Genomic DNA, 17,103 nt, shown 5'->3' with positions numbered 1-17,103 from the left:
TTAGCGGAAAACGCTGACCGCCTCCACCAGCCGCTGCGCCTGGTACTTCATACGCTGTGCCGCGCGAGCCCCTTCCGTGACCAGCGCACTGTTATCATGGGTCAGACGATCCAGCGCCGCTACGGCCTGGCCGACCTCGTTCAGGCCGCTGCTCTGCTCGGCGGTAGCCACGCTGATCTGCTGCAGCAGTTCGGTGACGTTCTGCACCTTCTCAACGATATCGCTGATGGCTTTGCCGGCTTCATGCACCTGCCCGGCGCCGGACTGCACCTTGAGATTACTGGCCTGAATCAGCTGGCGGATCTCGCTGGCGGCACCGGCGCTGCGCTGCGCCAGGTTACGCACCTCGCCGGCCACCACCGCAAAGCCCTTGCCCTGCTCGCCCGCCCGCGCGGCTTCCACCGCCGCGTTCAGCGCCAGGATATTCGTCTGGAACGCGATGCTGTCGATCAGCCCGGTGATGGTGGCGATCTGCCGCGCGCTCTCGGCGATCTCGTCCATGGTCACCACCACGTCCTGCATCACCTCGCCGCCCTTCGCCGCCGCACTGCTGGCGGTACGCGAGAACTGGTTGGCCTGCTCGGTGCTCTCGCCGTTGCGCTGCACGGTGCTGGTCATCTGGTTCATGGTGCTGGCGGTCTGCTGCACGCTGGCCGCCGTCTGCTCGGTGTGGCTGCTGATCTGGTCATTGCCGCGCGCCAGCGCGTCACTCGCCTGGTGCACGTCGACCACCTGATCACGCACGTCGTTGATCAGCCAGCTGAACATCAGCCCCAGCTGGCCGACGGCGCGCAGGGTCATGCCGATCTCATCCACCCGGTTCAGATGGCCCACCTGCGGCCGGGCACCGGACGCCACGTCCAGCGCCTGGCGGCACACCGACTCCAGCGGGCGCGAGATCTGGCTCTCCAGCCACAGGCTGCCCAGCAGCAGCAGCAGCGCCGAGACGCCGCTAAAGCCGGCCAGCGCCAGGCCGGATGCGCCAGATGCGGCGGCAGCCGCGATCAGCGGCAGCCACAGCGCCAGCAGCGCGCTGCGGATGCGCCAGCGCAGCGGCAGGGTTTTCAGGATGCTCAGACCGCTGAGCCAGCCGCTGCGCAGCAGCAGCCCCTTATGCAGCCGCCAGCCCTTCATTTTTCCCTGATTGATCTTCTGATACAGCTGCTCAGCCGCCCGCACCTCTTCCGCCTGCGGTTTGGTGCGCACCGACATATGCCCCTGAATCTCACCGTTACGGACCACCGGCACCACGTTGGCCCGCACCCAGTAGTGGTCACCGTTTTTACGCCGGTTTTTTACCAGCCCGGTCCACGGCAGCCCCTGGTTCAGGGTGGCCCACATATCGGCAAAAGCGGCTTTTGGCATATCCGGGTGGCGCACCAGGTTGTGCGGCTGACCGTCGATCTCGTCGCGTTCATAGCCGCTCACCTCAATAAACGCGTTGTTGGCGTAGGTGATGTAGCTGCTGGCATCGGTGGTGGTCATCAGCGTGATATCGTCGTCGAGCGGATGTTCCTGTTGTGTAACAGGTTTAGGGCTGTGCATATAACGGCCTTGTTATAAATAAGTTCACTGGCAGGGTTTAAGCACAGTTGTCGGCAGGAGGAGGAGAAACTTTACCGGTATCGGGTGGCTTTGCGTGCCGCGTCACGAAAGCAGGACAGACCCGCCGGCCGCATGCGGCGGTCAGCGAGTACGAAGGGCACCGGAGTACTGAGGTCAGTGGGTGCGGTGGTCGACGGTGTGCGGCGGTCAGTGGGTACGGTGGTCGACGGTGAGCAGCGGTCAGTGGGTACGGTGGTCAACGGTGTGCGGCGGTCAATGGTTACGGCGATCGCCGGAGTGAGGCGATCGGGCGGTCGACGGGGGGTGACGATCGGAAGCAGGCCGATCTCCCGCGTGGCCGGCGGGCAGGCGATCGGCAAACGCCTCGCGCAGCCAGTGGATAAATCCGCTGACCGCCCGCGGCACCTGCGCGGACCACGGGCGCACTACATAGAGCATATCGGCAAAGGCTCCGACGGTGTGCCACTGCGGCAACAGCTGCACCAGCGTGCCCTCCTGCAGCGCGGCGCGGGCGCTGAAGTCCGGCAGCAGGGCGATGCCCAGCCCGGCCAGCGCGGCATCGCGGATCGACTCGCTGTTGTTGGTGGCAAACGGCCCGCTGACGTTAACCGACTGCCGCTCGCCCCCGTCCAGCGGGGCAAAACTCCAGCGCGGGGTCTCCACGCCGCGCGGATAGTAGAGGCACTGGTGGTCGGCGAGCGATGCCGGGGTCGCCGGCGTGCCGGCGTGGGCCAGATAGCCGGGGGACGCCACCACCAGCGCCTGGGTGCGGCACAGCGGCAGCGCCACGTGGGTTTCCGGCAGCGTGTTGCTGTGGCGGATGGCCAGATCGAAGCCCTCGCTGGCCAGCGAGATAATCCGGTCTGACACCTCCAGCTGCACACGCACCTGCGGATGCTGGCGCAGAAACGCGGTGATGTGCGGCACCAGCTGCTGGCGGGCAAAGGCGACCGGCGCGGTGACCCGCACCAGGCCACGCAGCGGACCGGCCGAGTCACGCACGCTGAAGAAGCTCTGTTCAATGCGGGCAAAGGGTTCACGCAGATCCTCCACCAGCTTTTCGCCGGCGCTGGTCAGCCGCACGCTGCGGGTGGTACGCGTGACCAGCGGCACGCCGGCCAGCTGCTCCAGCTCTTTGATCTTCTGCGACATCGCGGCTTTGCTCACCTCCAGACGGTCGGCGGCGGCGGTAAAACTGCCCTGCTCGGCCAGCACCGTCAGCCAGTGCAGGTGATTCCACAGCGCGTCGGTTTTTAGCTCTCTCATCAGCATTGTTCACTATAGTAAATAATCATTTCAAGTATAGCGGTTTTTCCCGACGAAATAAGGGGGTAAGTTGTGCATCAGAGACGGGCAGATACAGCAGGGTGCTACCAGCAGACCCGCTGTTCACTGGCCGCATAAATCCAGCAAACAAGACAATGTCGAGGTATCTATGCCGTTACTGCAATTTGATGTGATCCAGGGCCGTTCCGAGTCTGAACTGAAAACGCTGCTGGACGCCGCGCACCGTGCCGTGCTGGCCGCCTTTAAGGTGCCTGAGCGCGATCGTTATCAGATTGTTCAGGAAAACAAGGCTTATCAGATGGTGTTTGAGGATACCGGCCTCGGCTTACAGCGCACCGATAACCTGGTAATGGTGCGGGTGTTTACCAGCCCGCGCAGCAGCGAGCAGAAACAGTTCTTTATGGCTGAGCTGTGCCGTGAGTTTAAAGAGAGCTGCGGTATTCTGCCCTCCGACGTGATGATCACCTTTATCACCAATGAGAAAGGTGACTGGAGCTTCGGCAACGGCGTGGCGCAGTATCTGACCGGCGAGCTGTAATGCTCGGACCGTACCGCCGCTGAGACGGCGCCAGGGCCACAAAAGTCAGGGGGTGCTGAACGCAGTGGTCAACGTGGTGGTGAGCGTGACGGTGAGGATAACGGAGAGAAGGCAGCCTGGGGTGGCGGCGTGCTACCGCAGGAAGTCCCCGGCGAACGCCGGGGAGCAGGTTACGCTTAGAAGTCGTAACGCAGACGCACCAGGTTCATATCACCCAGTTTGTCGGTGCTGGAGGTAAATACGTGTTCGTAGTCAACACGGAAACCGTAGTCCAGCTTGAAGGTCACGCCCAGGCCGTTGTCGATGCGCTGGTAGTCACGGCCGGAGACGTACTGCAGACGGTCACCCATCACATACGGCATCACCGACTTCAGACCATACTGATCCACCGGTACGGTGTAACCCGCCAGGTATTCGATACCCCAGGCATCACCGGCGAAGTAGTCATGCACGTTAGCTTTTTTGGTGGTCAGGAAGTTGTTGTAGTAACCGCCGCCGAAGCTGAAGGTCCAGTTATCCGGTTTCCAGGTCAGCGCGGTACCGAAGATATTCTGGTCCCAGGACTCGCTGTCGCCGTTGCCCGGGTTACGCATTTCGGCGCGGGTATAGTTCCACGCGGTGCCCCACGTCAGGTCTTTGGTGATATGGGTATCCACGCCCAGCGAGCCGCCGCCCTGGCGCTTGTAGCGCAGGCCGTTGCCCGGCAGGTATTCGCTGTCGGCAAACAGGTAAGAGGCGTAGAAGTCGGTGTTGCCGTAGCTGCTTTTGTACTTCAGCATCTTACGTGAACGGTATGAGCCGTCGTAATCACCGTTGATGCCGTTACCCGGCGCCTGGCCGACCATATCGTAGTCCCAGATATCGGTCTTCGCACCGACCACATCGTAGTAGACGCTGTTCTGCTGGCCGAAGGTCAGCGTACCCCAGGTGTCACTCTTCAGGCCGGTATAGAGCATACGACGGGTGGTGTCATGCGCGCCTTTTGCGTGGTGACTGTCCCAGTCAAACACCGCCGGGATATTCACACCCAGCTCGTAATAGCTTATCCAGCTGATGTCATCGAACAGGTAGTAATCTGCCGCGAAACGGAAACGGGTACCGCCGTCAAAGCCGTTACGCTTATAGGCATTGCTGCCGTCCGGGCCGGTGATGTTATTGAACTGCGGACGAATGCTGCCGCCCACGGTAAAGTTCAGGCGGCTCAGCGGGTTACCCGCCTGCGGATCCTGTTTCAGTACGGTAATCTCTGCGTTAGCGGCAAACGATGCACTGCCCACCACCAGTCCCAGGCCAATGGCCTGAGTTAAAATGCGCATTTTAGTTAACATTTATTTCTATCCCTTATTATTTTTTAAGAATTGTTGCGCGAAAATAATACCGCGATCTGTAAGATAAGAAATTAGCAAAAATTACTATTCTGTGCTTTCACGATGTGAATTTCTTAAATTAATATTTCAAAATATTTATTTTTTAATCGATTTAATCATTTCGTGCTTATTTACTCTAGCCAACCTAAACGAAAGTAAATAAGCGCACTCAGAAATCATAACGCAGACGCATAAAGTTGATGTCGCCCATACGATCGTTGCCTGAACGAAAAACGTGCTGATAATCAATGCGAAAACCTTTTTTTAAATAGAAGACCACGCCGAGGCCGTTCTCACGTATAAAGCGCCGCTGCGGCCCATGCCCGGCGCGCAGCCGATCGCCAAACCAGATCGGCATAACGGATTTCAGTACCGGCATCTGCACCGGGAAGTCGCGCCCGACAAAATAACTCGCCCCCCAGGCATTGTGCGCAAAGTAGCGATCTGCAGGCTGACGCGCCAGCGCAACGAAATGGTGATACCAGCCGCCACTGACCGCCACCGTCCACAGCCCCGGCTTCCAGCTTACGGCGCTGCCCAGCAGCTGCTGATTCACCCGCCGCGCGTCGCTGTGGTCATCATTGCGCAGCGAGTCGCGGGTCATCACCCCCGCCACGGCCAGCGTCAGGTCGGGGGTGACCCGATAGTCAACCGCCAGCCCCGCGCCGTTATGACGCTTAAAGCGCAGGCCGTGGCGTAACAGCCGTTCGTGCGCGCTGCTCATATAGCTGGCATACAGGGTGGCCGGCCCGAACGGCCTGACGTACATCAGGGTGTTGCGCGTTCCCCAGGATCCGTCGATGCTGAAACCGGCGCCCAGCGTGGCCGGTTCAGCGTGCAGGTCGTTACCCCAGATATCTGTTTTAGCGCTGATGGTTTCGTAATAGACGCTGTTGCGCTGCCCCCAGGTCAGCTCGCCCCAGCGCTCGCTGCGTAGCCCGCTGTACATCTGGCGGCGGACGGTGTTGCGGGCACCGCTGGCGTAGTGGCCCTTCCAGCCGACGATTTTCGGGATATCCATGCTGTTTTCATACAGGTTAACCAGCGACAGATCCTCATCAAGATTGTAATTAAGCCGCAGCATATAGCGCGAGCTGCCGTCATACAGATTGCGCTGGTATGAACCGCGATCGCTGCTGCCCATCACGTCAATCACCACGGCACGGATGCTGGCCCCCGCCGCCACATGGATGCGGCTCAGCCCCTGCTCACCGCTGCGTTTGCCTTCTTTCAGAGTAACTTCAGCCGCGACGGGGCGGGATAACAGCAGCAGCCCCAGGGAAAAAACGATCAGACAGTCTCTGCGCGCAGTATACATAGCCATCCCTCCGTGACGGATTACCCTGATACTGCGCTCGTGATCATTCAGAGTGGAGAGCACACTTAAACGCTCATTTTGTCATCATGAACGGCAATACGTGCGGGCAGCACAGATTGCTGAGGGGTTAAGCGCAAAAACTTGCACCGGATAACACTTCTGCACCGTGCACATCCCGCAGCGTCTGCCGGCTGGATTACGGGCTTCACTATCAGATGGGCCCGTCGCTCCGGGACGTTAGCGCGGGCTGTGCGATGTGGCTGACGACTTTTGTCGCCGATTCCGAAGCAGAAATATGGCCTGCTTAACACTTCTGCAACTCTGTGGCGCAGCGTCTCCCCAGCCGGGGCGTAATCGGTTAATTTGACCACGCGATGTGCTCTGCTGGTGAAGTTAAACAAACGTTAAACAAACCCGTTACCATCAGTAACCATCGCCTTTTTTCACTGTTCGCCAGGCGGCCAGGCGGGGATAATCCGTCCTATTACAAAATATTTCAGTGTGCATTTTTTACGCTTCGCCTCTGCATGACAGGGACTGCGTCACACCAGGGGAAGACCGATTTAATGATTTCTGCCACCTTATCGCTGCTACTGTTTGCCGCCTCGGCGGCGCTCTATTCGTGGAAAGCCGGACGCCACCGGCTGTGGTTTACGCTGCTGCTGATCCTGCTGGGGACCAGCCTGATCCTCAACGCCACGCTGTTGGCCAGTAATTACTTCACCGGTGACGGGATTAACGATGCGGTACTCTATACCCTGACCAACAGCCTGAGCGGTGCCGGAATGCAAAAGTATCTGCTGCCCGCCGCCGGGCTGGTAGCCGGGCTGGTGGCGATCGTTGCCCTGCTGGCGTGGGTGCTGCGGTTGCGCAGGCATACCCCTTACCGTCGGCGCTGGAGCCTGCTGGCGCTGCTGCTGGCGATCGCTTCAGTTGCAGCGACCCCCGCCTGGCACCAGACCACCGCGCTGGTGAAGTCGCAACTGGCGCGCGCCGATTCGGATTTTTCCAGCCACTATCAGGTACCGTCGAAGAACCTCTCCGGCGACCGGCCCAACCTGGTGTGGATCTACGCGGAGAGCCTGGAGCGCACCTATTTTGATGAGCAGGCGTTTCCCGGACTGGCACCGGAGCTGAACAGCATCCGTGCCGAAGCGGTCGATTTCAGCCACACCGAACAGCTGCCCGGCACCGAATACACCATCGCCGGCATGGTCGCCTCACAGTGCGGCATCCCGCTGTTCGCCCCCTTTGACGGCAACGCCTCCAGCTCACTCTCCACGTTTTATCCGCAAAACGTCTGCCTGGGCGATATCCTCAAGGCTGCGGGTTATCAGAACTGGTTTTATCAGGGGGCCAGCCTGAGCTTTGCCGGTAAAGATCTGTTCCTCTCGTCGCACGGTTTCGACCATCTGTACGGCTTTAACGAGCTGAAAAGCGTGGTGAAGGACCCGAAATACCGTAACGACTGGGGCTGGTATGACGACACGGTGCTGGATCTGGTGTTTGATAAGTACCTGGAACTGGCGAAAACCAACCAGCCGTTCTCACTGTTTACGCTGACCGTTGATACGCATCATCCGGACGGGTTTATCTCGCGCAGCTGCCAGCGCAGGTCTTATCCGTTCGAGGGCAAAGAGAACAAATCCTTTGCCGCCGTGGCCTGCGGCCAGGAGCATATTGCCCGGCTGATTGAGCGCATTCGCGCCACGCCGTACTTTAAGAACACCATTATCGTGGTCAGCTCTGACCATCTGGCGATGAACAACACCGCCTTTAAGTACCTGAACCAGCACCCGCGTTCCGATCTGTTCTTTATGCTGCGCGGCGACAGCGTGCGCAGCGATGTGCTGACCATGAAGCGCAGCACGCTGGATAACGGGGCCACGGTACTGGACGCGATGGGCGGCGATAACTTTATCGGCCTCGGGCGCAGCAGCCTGTCGTCCACCTCGCTTTCCACCACCTTCCTGGATATCAAAGAGAAGATTAACGAGTGGAAGCCGGACGTCATCGCGCTGTGGAACTTCCCGAAAACCATTAGCGACTACAGCGTTGATACGGTGAAAAACAGCTTCAGCTTCTCCGGCACCCACTTTACGCTGCCGCTGCTGCTGTCGGTTCAGGACGGACGCATCGAACCGAAGCTGGATGCGTATCTGGCCACGCCGCTGAAGCAGCAGCTGGCAAAATTTGCCGCCGGTGAGCGCTTTGTCTGGATCGACCGCTGCTACAAAATCGGCAGCGTGTGGGATGAGTCGAAGATGCTCAACAATAATCTGTGCATCGCCAGCGGCACGCTGAACGCGCCGCCGCTGATAAGTGAAGTACAGCCCGGCAGCAGCAAGGGTAAAATCAGCTTCCCGGACACTGAGGCTGATGAAAACAGCTGGCAGCAGGCGGTTGCCCGCCTGAACGTCAGCGACGCCGACCTGAAATACCGCGCAGACCGCATTCTGTTTAACCTGCCGGGGCTGCCGCAGGAGGTGCAGAAGGTGAGTGGCCTGTCATACGTTGAGCCGTGGGGCCGCTGGTCCGATGCCAACCTGCAGCCGCAGGTGACGGTGCAATACCTGCAGCCGCTGCCCGCGCGCTTCCGCCTGACCCTCACCGCCCGCGCGATTGGCCCGAACGCCCTGCGCCCGGTAACGGTACAGGTCGGCGGCTGGCAGCAGCAGGTGACCTTCAGCGAACAGGCGGGCAACGTGCAGCTGGAGGTGGATAACCCCGACGGCGCACGCGTGATAAGCCTGGTGCCGCCGGAGCCGGTGGAATCCAGCGAAGGACTGACTGACGGGTTTACCGCCCGCAGGCTGGGCATCGGCCTGGTGAGCCTGCAGGTAGAGCCGCTGCCGTAAAGCTGCAGAACGCGACGCAGCAACGGAGCTGCGTCGCGCTGACTGACGGCGGCGGCTCCCTACAGCACCAGCTCGACCTGATAGTTCTGCAGCCAGCGGTTCAGCCCGATCACCATCTCCAGGCCAACGCGTCCATCCAGCATGCTGCTGCTGCCCGGCGCTTCTGCCAGTTTTGCCCGTATCTGCTTCTCGTCCAGCAGCCCCCGCACCGGCGCATTGCTGTCCTGCAGGATCGCCGTGGCCTCTTCGCGCAGCGCGCGTTCATAGGCCGGGTCCTGGGTGGAGGGATAGGGGCTTTTCAGCCGCTGATACACCGACTGCGGCAGCAGATCTTTGCCCGCCTCACGCAGGATGCTCTTCTCGCGGCCGTCGAAGCACTTCATCTGCCACGGAATGTTAAACACGTACTCCACCAGCCGGTGATCGCAGAACGGCACCCGCACCTCCAGCCCGACCGCCATGCTCATGCGGTCTTTGCGATCCAGCAACGACGGCAGAAAGCGCGTCAGGTTCATATAGCTCAGCTGACGCATCCGCTGGTTTTCGGCGCTTTCACCGGGCAGTACCGGGCAGGCCTGGCGCGCCTGCGAGTAGCTGTCGTGCAGGAATTCATCGATCCGCAGCTGCGTCAGCAGCGCCGGATCCAGCAGGCTGGTGTTGTCCACGAATTTTCCCGAGACCGAACTCAGCCACGGGAAGATATCCCCCTGTACCGAGCCGGGGTCGAAGAACCAGCGATAGCCACCAAACACCTCGTCGGCCGACTCGCCGGAGAGCGCCACCGTTGAGTGCCTGCGCACCGCCTGAAACAGCAGATAGAGCGACGGCCACAGATCGCCAAAATGCGCCGGCGGCAGGTCCATCGCGTGGATCACCCGATCGCGCACCTCGCCGCTGGCCATTTGCAGGCTGTCGAGGATGATTTCGGCGTGCTCCGATCGCAGCATCGCGGCCACATCACGCACGAAAGGCGCATCCGGGGTCGGCCGCAGGTCATCACCGATAAAATCCACCCCGTGCGGGCGAAAATCCACCGAGAAGGAGCGAATATTCTCGCGCCCCTGCTCCAGCAGTTTTTTCGAGGCCAGCGAGGTCACCAGCGACGAGTCCAGCCCGCCGGAGAGCAGGCTGCACATCGGCACGTCGGCGACGATCTGCCGCGCGATAATGTCATCCAGCAGCTCACGGGTATGGCCGATGGTCTGCTCCAGCGAGTCGCTGTGATCGTTAGCCTCCAGCTGCCAGTAACGGTGGCGATGGTTGCCCTGCGGAGTAAACTGCATCATCTCGCCGGGCTGCAGCTCCGCCATGCCGCTGAATACCGCATGGCCGGGGGTTTTGACCAGTTCCAGCAGCTCGCGCAGGCCATCGGCGTGCACCCGCGCGGGCACCAGCGGATTGGCCAGCAGCGCTTTCGGTTCAGAGCCGAAAATCACCCCGTCGGGGGTGGTAAAATAGTACAGCGGTTTGACCCCCATCCGGTCACGCACCAGCAGCAACGACTGTGCCCGCAGATCCCAGATGGCAAAGGCATAAATGCCGTTGAGACGGCCGACAAAATCATTGCCCCACTGCAGCCAGGCGCGCAGCACCACCTCGGTATCGCTGCGGCTGGTGAAGCGCTGCCCGAGCCCTTCCAGCTCGGCTCTCAGCTCTTTGAAGTTATAGACCTCACCGCTGTAGGTGATAACGGCATCCACGCCGCGGTGTCCTGCCATCATAGGCTGTGCGCCACCCGCCAGATCGATCACCGACAGGCGCCGGTGCCCGAGGCCAACCGGCCCGGCAATCCAGATACCCTCCGCATCGGGTCCCCGCAGTGCCATGGTATCGGTCATTTTTTGCAGCGTGTCGCGCTGATCCTGCATCTGACGGCTGTAAGACAACCATCCCGTTATTCCACACATTTTTTAACTCCTGTTGGTTGTTTTTTAAATACCTCCTTAGCTTTAGCCTGTCCGGGATTAAACTTCATCTCAAAGAAATTTATTTAGTAAAAATATGATGATACGAGATTTTCTATTTTGACTGATACCTGTTTTCTTATTAAAAAAGGCCTATTACACCCCGATATTATTAAACGGCTGACGCGGATGATACGCTCGTTTCCGGAACGCGTTGTCCTCATCCGCTGCCGGGGTTTCACGAAACGCTTGCAGTTAAAAACAAAGAATTTACACTGCCAAGTCATCACTCACTGACAGGGATGCTCCCCCGTTGAAACACCTACTGCCCGCCGTGCTGCTCACCGCCGTAACCCTGCCACTGCACGCGTCCGCCCGTACCGCCCCCGACCCGCTGCTGGCGTCAAAGGTGGTTGACCGTTACGCCGATAATATCTTCTATAACACCAAGGCCAGCGGGATGGCGATCGTGGCGATTGATGCCAATCAGCGGGTGTTTGCCAGCCGCGGCGCGGTACGCCCCGGCAGCCCGCAGCGGCCGCAGAAGGATTCGGTGGTGCGCATCGCCTCGCTGACCAAGCTGATGACCAGCGAACTGATGGTTAAGCTGGCAGAGGAGAACAAGCTCAAACTTGACGATCCGCTGAGCAAATACGCCCCGCCCGGCAGCCGGGTGCCGGTGTTTAACGGCCAGCCGATCCGGTTGATCAACCTGGCCACCTACACCAGCGGCCTGCCGCGCGAGCAGCCCGGCGGCAAAGCCAACCGCGCCGTCTTCACCTGGCCGACCTACAACCAGCGCTGGAACTGGCTGAGCACCGCGAAGCTGACCTGGACGCCGGGCGAACGCGCCAGCTACTCCAACGTCGCCTTCGACCTGCTGGGGGATGCGCTTTCCCGCGCCGCAGGCAAGCCCTACCCGGCGCTGTTCCAGGAAAAAATCACCCGCCCGCTGGGGATGAAAGACACCACCTTTACGCCGTCGCCGGACCAGTGCCGACGCCTGATGATCCCGGCGAAAAGCCCGAGCCCGTGCAATAACTCGCTGGCGGCGATCGGCAGCGGCGGCGTCTACTCGACGCCGGACGATATGGGCCGCTGGATGCAGCAGTTCCTCTCTTCCGACGTGCAGGCGCGCAGCGCGCAGGTCGACCGCCTGCAGACCATGATTTACCAGCGCAGCCAGCTCAGCCAGGTGGTAGGCATGGACGTGCCGGGCCGCGCCGATGCGCTGGGCATGGGCTGGGTCTATATGGCACCGCGCGACGGTCGCCCCGGCATCATCGAGAAAACCGGCGGCGGCGGCGGCTTTATCACCTATATGGCGATGGTGCCGCAGTACAGCGTCGGCGTGTTTGTGGTGGTCGCGCGCTCTAATGAAACCCGCTTCACGCCGATGAGCGACGGCGTACACAACCTGCTCACCGAGCTGATTGGTAACACCTCCGACAGCGCGAAGCTGGCCGCCAGCATTATGGCAGACTGACCCTGCCCCGCTGGCGTCGCCGTTGCAGACCGGTTTGAGGCGGGCAACGCGCATTAACGGGCAGTGATACCGGAGTCAGCCGGTTTCAGGCGGGCATGCGCGCAGGCCGGACGCGGCGGCAAACCGGGGTTAGCCCGTTTTGCTGCCCGCCGGGTGCGGTGCCACAACGCACAGCCGCGGGCTGCGCATCAGCCGTTCCCGCGCCAGCAGCCGCCCGCGCTGATCGAAATAACGGCTGGGCCAGATCACCGACGGGTGTACCCCCAGCGCGCGGGCGATAATAAACTCACCCTTCGGCCACGGCTTTTTCAGCGCATTGGCCAGGGTGCCGGAACTCAGCCCGGCCTGGCGGGACAGCGCCGCCAGCGAGCTTTTGCGTTTCTTAATCGCCGCAACGATGTCAGCCGGATGCATATCACTTTTCATCTTCATAACGTCCTCTCCTTGTGTTTGGCACCTCATCTCCTTCAAACTTATCACTAAGTATTACTTAGTACAATTTACATGAGCAGCTTAGAGAATCCTGTTAATTGTTCAGAAGTCAGGATCGACATGCTGCCACACCGTCTGAAAGAAGCCCGTCTGCAAAAAGGGATTTCACAACAAAAACTGGGGATCCTGGCCGGTATCGACGAAGCCACCGCCAGCGCCCGGATGAACCAGTACGAGCGCGGTATTCACGTGCCCGATTTCGAGCTGGTCTGCAGGCTGGCAAAGATACTCGGCGTGCCGTCGTGCTTTTTCTACACGCTGGAAGATGAGCTGGCCGTGCTGGTGGTGGCGTGGTATCAGCAGAAGCCTGATTAATATGGCCGGGTGGCTGTTCAGGATGGGAGCCGACTCCATCCGATTGGGCCACAGGTTTTACTCTTTTTTGATCGGGCAACTGGCTTACTCTGAGAACCCGGCTTTCTTCAGGTAAGTGACCTGCGCGACAGGTCATGCAACCTGATTATATCTTGTTCCTTTTTATCATAAGCCTGCACGATTGACTCCGCCTGCCTTTCGCGGATAGTGATGCGTTTTCTGCTTCTGAATGAAAGGATTAACCCGTGAAATACTCCACTCTCCCCCTCGTTGCCGGTGCGCTGGCGCTGGGCCTGCTGCTGGCAGGCTGCGATAACAAAAAACAGGATACTCACCACATCAAGGTCGGCGTAATTAACGGTGCCGAACAGGACGTTGCCGGGGTGGCGAAGCAGGTGGCCAAAGAGAAGTACGGCCTGGAGGTCGAGCTGGTCGGCTTTAGCGGATCGCTGCTGCCTAACGACCCGACCGCCAGCGGCGATCTCGATGCCAACGTATTCCAGCACCGCCCGTTCCTCGAGCAGGATAACAAAGCCAAAGGCTCCACGCTGGTGGCGGTGGGCAACACCTTCGTCTTCCCGATGGCCGGCTACTCGAAGAAAATTAAGCAGGTCAGCGAGCTGAAGGACGGCGACACCATCGCCATGCCCAACGATCCGACCAACCTTGGCCGCGCGCTGCTGCTGCTGCAGAAAGAGAAGCTGATTACCCTGAAAGCCGACACCGGGCTGCTGCCGACCGCGGTGGATATCACCAGCAACCCGCTGCACCTGAAGATTATGGAGATCGAAGGGGCACAGCTGCCGCGCGTGCTGGATGACAAACAGGTGACCGTGGCGATTATCAGCACCACCTACCTGCAGCAGACCGGCCTTAACCCGGTGCGCGACAACGTGTTTATCGAAGATAAAGAGTCGCCGTACGTCAATATCATCGTCACCCGTGAAGACAATAAGGACGCCGCCAACGTGCGCGACTTTATAAAATCCTACCAGTCGCCGGAAGTGGCGGCGGCGGCAGAGAAGATCTTTAACGGCGGTGCGGTGCCGGGCTGGTAAATACTCCGCCCGATGCGACATCCACGCCTGAAACGCCCGCTTCTGGCGGGCGCTGCCGGGCCATTTAACGTCGGATGCCCGCGGCTGGAGCGAGTATCCGCTACCGCCCTTGCCCGTCAGCTGCTGCCCTTACACTCGGGGTAACGGCTGCAGGCGGTGAAGCTGCCGCCATCCCGCCGCGTTTTAGGCACCATAAAGCCCTGCCCGCAGCGCTTACAGCCAGCCACCGGCTGCCCCTCAACGCTCTCCACATGCAGATCCTCACCGGCAATCTCGCGCAGCTCCTGCAGATACACCGACGGTTTTTTCTGATCTGCCAGCAGCCAGACGCCACGGCTGGCGCGGGTCAGCGCCACGTAGAACAGCCGCCGCTCCTCGGCATAGGCGAAGGTTTCCGGCTGCGGGATCACCAGGTTAAGCAGCTCATCGTCCTCGATGCGGCTCGGCACGCCGTAATCCCCTTCGCTGACGTCCAGCAGCACGCTGTAATCCGCCTCCAGCCCCTTGGCGCGATGGAAAGTCATGCTGCGCAGCGCCAGATGGCTGAACGACGGCGGCTCCCCTTTCCACGGATTGACCCGGTTATAGCGCGACAGGATCAGCACCTGCAGCTGGCGTTTCTCCGCCGTCTGCCACTTACCGGCGATGCTGGCCGCAAAGGCGTTGAGCCGCTGCAGCAGCGCCAGACAGGCATCCTTCAGCGTGCTGTCGCCCCACTGAATATCCAGCGGTATCACCCGCAGCGAACGGGCAATCCCCGGCCGCGCTGAACGCACCTGCTTGCCTATCTGCGCCGGATTACGCTGCACAAAGGCCGCCGCCGCGTCAGTAATCACCTGGTTACAGCGGTAGGACTGCTGCAGCCTGCCCAGCCAGCTGCTGCCAAAATCGGCCTCAAATTCGGTGAAGATGGTGATATCCGACCCGGCAAAGCGGTAGATCGACTGCCAGTCGTCGCCCACCGCGAACACCTTGCTGTAAGGCTTCTGATACTTCAGCGCCTTGATCAGCCGGGCGCGCGGCTCTGAGATATCCTGAAACTCATCCACCAGGATCAGCGCCCAGGGGCTCTGCCAGCGCCCGGTCTCCAGCAGCGTCACGGCATCACCGATCATCGAGTCAAAATCGATATGCTGCTGCTGGTTCAGCTTCGCCGTCCAGGCTTCGGTAATCAGCCAGACCGCCTCGGCGAACAGTCGGGCGCGCGTTTTATCCTGCAACGACTCTGCCCGCTTCAGCAGCATTTCACGCGTCAGATTGCCGGAGCGGATATGGCGGATGCACACCGAGACCAGATGATGGAAGCGGTGGATATCCTTGTCGCGGATCGCCGCATCCCGCTCCTCCGGCGGCCGTGGGTCGGGCATGATGCCCAGCGCCCGCAGCAGCGCTTCCAGATGCGGCAGCAGCGTACCGTTCTCCGCCATCGCGCTGGTGGTTTCAATACAGGGGATGCCGGCCTGCTTAAAGGCTTCGCGTTTCAGGTTGGCGTGCTTCAGGTAGTCAACAAAGGCCGGCGGTGCCTTGCCGTTTTTATCCAGCGCATAGTGTTCATGCCACAGCCCCACCTGCGGGTAATGGAAGTCGGGATGGATAAAGCGTGGCTGCCCGTCGGCGTCGGCCACCTGCAACTGGCGTTCGTAGTCGAAGGTGATGCGATTGATCCACAGCCAGTTAACGATGCTGCGCTCCTGGAATGAACGCACGGTGAGGCCGGAGAGCGTACTGACCTGGCGATCGCCACCGCTGCGGCGGTCCGAGATATAACGCTGGTACTCCTCCAGGCTGCCAAAAGTGCTGACCGGGCGATCCGCCTGCGGATAGAGCGTCAGCAGCTGCTGCCAGATATCGGCAAAGCGGGCGTTGTCCGCGCTCAGCTGGCGGATAATGCCGCTAATCACCTGCGCCTCGCCGCCCGGGTTTTCCGCCCAGTTAGCCAGCTGCGGCGGCTTACCGGTCACATTCTCAATGATCGTACGGCCCAGCGCGTGGAAAGTGGCGACCTGGCAGCCCGCTTCGCCCTCCTGCAACCGCAGCTGCTGCGCCAGCCGCTCGCGCAGCTCACGGGCGGCATCGCTGTTATAGGCGAGGATCAGGATCTCCTCCGGCCGGTAAAGCCCTTTTTCCAGCACGTAGGCCACCTTGCCGACCATGGTCGCGGTCTTGCCCGACCCTGCCGAGGCCACCAGCAGATTGTTATCCTCCAGGCGGATACAGGCCTCGCGCTGCTCGTCGGTGAGCGAGTGGCCCGCCAGCCGGTCAAAGAAGGCGCGATAACGCTGCATCTCCAGCGGCACAAACTGCTCGTTATAACGGTGACGCAGATTGGGATTGGTGATCAGTTCGAACGAGCGCGGGAAACGCAGCCGCAGTGCCTCCGGAATGCGCCGCTGATCCAGCAGCGGATGCGCCAGCGCCCGCGCCACCGTACCCGGCAGGCGGGAGAGCGCCTGCGACACGTCGGCATTCGCCAGATAGCGTGACTGCTGCGCGGTCAGCGCCTGCAGCGTGGCATCTACCTGTGAAAGATTGTCGATATCCTGCGCGAGCGCCACCGCCAGCTGGCCGTTAACGGCGTTGAGCACCGCCTGCTGCAGCAGCGCGACCTTCGCGGCGGAGAGCCCGGCCAGCCGATCGGTGCGCCCGGCGGAGCGGATCTCCAGCGTATGCCACAGCAGCCCCTGCACCGTTGTTACCGCCTGAATCTCCAGACAGGGCAGCCGGCGCGGCTCCCCCTGCGTTAGCAGCAAGTCCGGCAGCTTAGGGTCGAGGGTGAGTTTCCACGGTGAAGGTAAAAACAGCCGGGCCCAGAGCCCCGGTTTCCAGGTTTTACTGCGGGAAAGCATAGGCGTTTACTTAGGGTTATCATCAGCTTCACATAAGATTATCCCTATCGCCGACGGCTGGCTATGTA

12 protein-coding genes are annotated in these 17,103 nt (G+C 60.7%); 5 read left to right on the top strand and 7 right to left on the bottom strand.

Translation table 11 applies throughout. The features are described from left to right. Complete coding sequence (locus tag GKQ23_RS04250) at nt 1–1,545, bottom strand: PAS domain-containing methyl-accepting chemotaxis protein (RefSeq protein ID WP_101505978.1); 1,545 nt, start codon at nt 1,543–1,545, stop codon at nt 1–3. A gap of 273 nt (nt 1,546–1,818) precedes the next feature. Beyond that, entirely contained in the window at nt 1,819–2,832 is a 1,014-nt protein-coding gene (locus GKQ23_RS04245) for a LysR family transcriptional regulator (protein WP_212409836.1), read from the bottom strand. Nucleotides 2,833–3,001: 169 nt separating this feature from the next. Between GKQ23_RS04245 and GKQ23_RS04240 the strand changes: the two genes are divergently transcribed. Further along, complete coding sequence (locus GKQ23_RS04240; protein WP_101506738.1) at nt 3,002–3,391, top strand: tautomerase family protein; 390 nt, start codon at nt 3,002–3,004, stop codon at nt 3,389–3,391. 176 nt (nt 3,392–3,567) lie between these two features. On the opposite strand, the gene GKQ23_RS04235 is transcribed toward GKQ23_RS04240, so the two are convergent. Together GKQ23_RS04235 and GKQ23_RS04230 are read right to left on the bottom strand one after the other, a co-directional pair. Continuing rightward, nucleotides 3,568–4,719, bottom strand: coding sequence for a porin (locus tag GKQ23_RS04235; RefSeq protein WP_212409835.1), 1,152 nt, complete (start codon nt 4,717–4,719; stop codon nt 3,568–3,570). Nucleotides 4,720–4,927: 208 nt separating this feature from the next. Then, the gene (locus GKQ23_RS04230) at nt 4,928–6,082 is read right to left on the bottom strand and encodes a porin (protein ID WP_212409834.1); all 1,155 of its coding nucleotides are present in this window, start codon (nt 6,080–6,082) and stop codon (nt 4,928–4,930) included. Nucleotides 6,083–6,642: 560 nt separating this feature from the next. On the opposite strand from GKQ23_RS04230, the gene opgB reads away from it, so the two are divergent. Continuing rightward, nucleotides 6,643–8,934 (top strand): phosphatidylglycerol--membrane-oligosaccharide glycerophosphotransferase, encoded by a 2,292-nt coding sequence (gene opgB, locus GKQ23_RS04225; protein ID WP_056231367.1) that lies wholly within the window; start codon nt 6,643–6,645, stop codon nt 8,932–8,934. Between the two features lie 59 nt (nt 8,935–8,993). Here opgB and asnB read toward each other — a convergent pair whose 3' ends face one another. Beyond that, nucleotides 8,994–10,841 carry an asparagine synthase (glutamine-hydrolyzing) gene (asnB, locus tag GKQ23_RS04220; RefSeq protein WP_212409833.1) on the bottom strand — a complete coding sequence of 616 codons (1,848 nt, stop codon included), beginning with the start codon at nt 10,839–10,841 and terminating at the stop codon, nt 8,994–8,996. 310 nt (nt 10,842–11,151) lie between these two features. Between asnB and ampH the strand changes: the two genes are divergently transcribed. Continuing rightward, on the top strand, nt 11,152–12,324 hold the full coding sequence (ampH, locus tag GKQ23_RS04215) for a D-alanyl-D-alanine-carboxypeptidase/endopeptidase AmpH (protein ID WP_212409832.1): 1,173 nt from the start codon (nt 11,152–11,154) through the stop codon (nt 12,322–12,324). Between the two features lie 129 nt (nt 12,325–12,453). On the opposite strand, the gene GKQ23_RS04210 is transcribed toward ampH, so the two are convergent. Beyond that, nucleotides 12,454–12,756 (bottom strand): helix-turn-helix transcriptional regulator, encoded by a 303-nt coding sequence (locus GKQ23_RS04210; protein WP_056231360.1) that lies wholly within the window; start codon nt 12,754–12,756, stop codon nt 12,454–12,456. 120 nt (nt 12,757–12,876) lie between these two features. Between GKQ23_RS04210 and GKQ23_RS04205 the strand changes: the two genes are divergently transcribed. Further along, a complete protein-coding gene (locus tag GKQ23_RS04205) occupies nt 12,877–13,131 on the top strand; it encodes a helix-turn-helix transcriptional regulator (protein ID WP_056231357.1) in 255 nt (84 codons plus the stop codon). A 245-nt stretch (nt 13,132–13,376) separates the two neighbouring features. Beyond that, entirely contained in the window at nt 13,377–14,189 is an 813-nt protein-coding gene (nlpA, locus tag GKQ23_RS04200) for a lipoprotein NlpA (RefSeq protein WP_371820058.1), read from the top strand. Between the two features lie 116 nt (nt 14,190–14,305). On the opposite strand, the gene GKQ23_RS04195 is transcribed toward nlpA, so the two are convergent. Further along, on the bottom strand, nt 14,306–17,035 hold the full coding sequence (locus GKQ23_RS04195) for a UvrD-helicase domain-containing protein (protein ID WP_212409831.1): 2,730 nt from the start codon (nt 17,033–17,035) through the stop codon (nt 14,306–14,308). Nucleotides 17,036–17,103 lie beyond the last annotated feature (68 nt).

This window comes from Erwinia sp. E602 (assembly GCF_018141005.1).
Lineage (GTDB): Bacteria > Pseudomonadota > Gammaproteobacteria > Enterobacterales > Enterobacteriaceae > Erwinia.
This window is presented reverse-complemented; position numbering and strand designations above follow the sequence as displayed.

Bases quoted from the DNA above. Each gene is read 5' to 3' on its own strand.
- GKQ23_RS04250 (WP_101505978.1), bottom strand. From the start codon at position 1,545: ATGCACAGCCCTAAACCTGTTACACAACAGGAACATCCGCTCGACGAC.
- GKQ23_RS04245 (WP_212409836.1), bottom strand. From the start codon at position 2,832: ATGAGAGAGCTAAAAACCGACGCGCTGTGGAATCACCTGCACTGGCTG.
- GKQ23_RS04240 (WP_101506738.1), top strand. From the start codon at position 3,002: ATGCCGTTACTGCAATTTGATGTGATCCAGGGCCGTTCCGAGTCTGAA.
- GKQ23_RS04235 (WP_212409835.1), bottom strand. From the start codon at position 4,719: ATGTTAACTAAAATGCGCATTTTAACTCAGGCCATTGGCCTGGGACTG.
- GKQ23_RS04230 (WP_212409834.1), bottom strand. From the start codon at position 6,082: ATGGCTATGTATACTGCGCGCAGAGACTGTCTGATCGTTTTTTCCCTG.
- opgB (WP_056231367.1), top strand. From the start codon at position 6,643: ATGATTTCTGCCACCTTATCGCTGCTACTGTTTGCCGCCTCGGCGGCG.
- asnB (WP_212409833.1), bottom strand. From the start codon at position 10,841: ATGTGTGGAATAACGGGATGGTTGTCTTACAGCCGTCAGATGCAGGAT.
- GKQ23_RS04210 (WP_056231360.1), bottom strand. From the start codon at position 12,756: ATGAAGATGAAAAGTGATATGCATCCGGCTGACATCGTTGCGGCGATT.
- GKQ23_RS04205 (WP_056231357.1), top strand. From the start codon at position 12,877: ATGCTGCCACACCGTCTGAAAGAAGCCCGTCTGCAAAAAGGGATTTCA.
- GKQ23_RS04195 (WP_212409831.1), bottom strand. From the start codon at position 17,035: ATGCTTTCCCGCAGTAAAACCTGGAAACCGGGGCTCTGGGCCCGGCTG.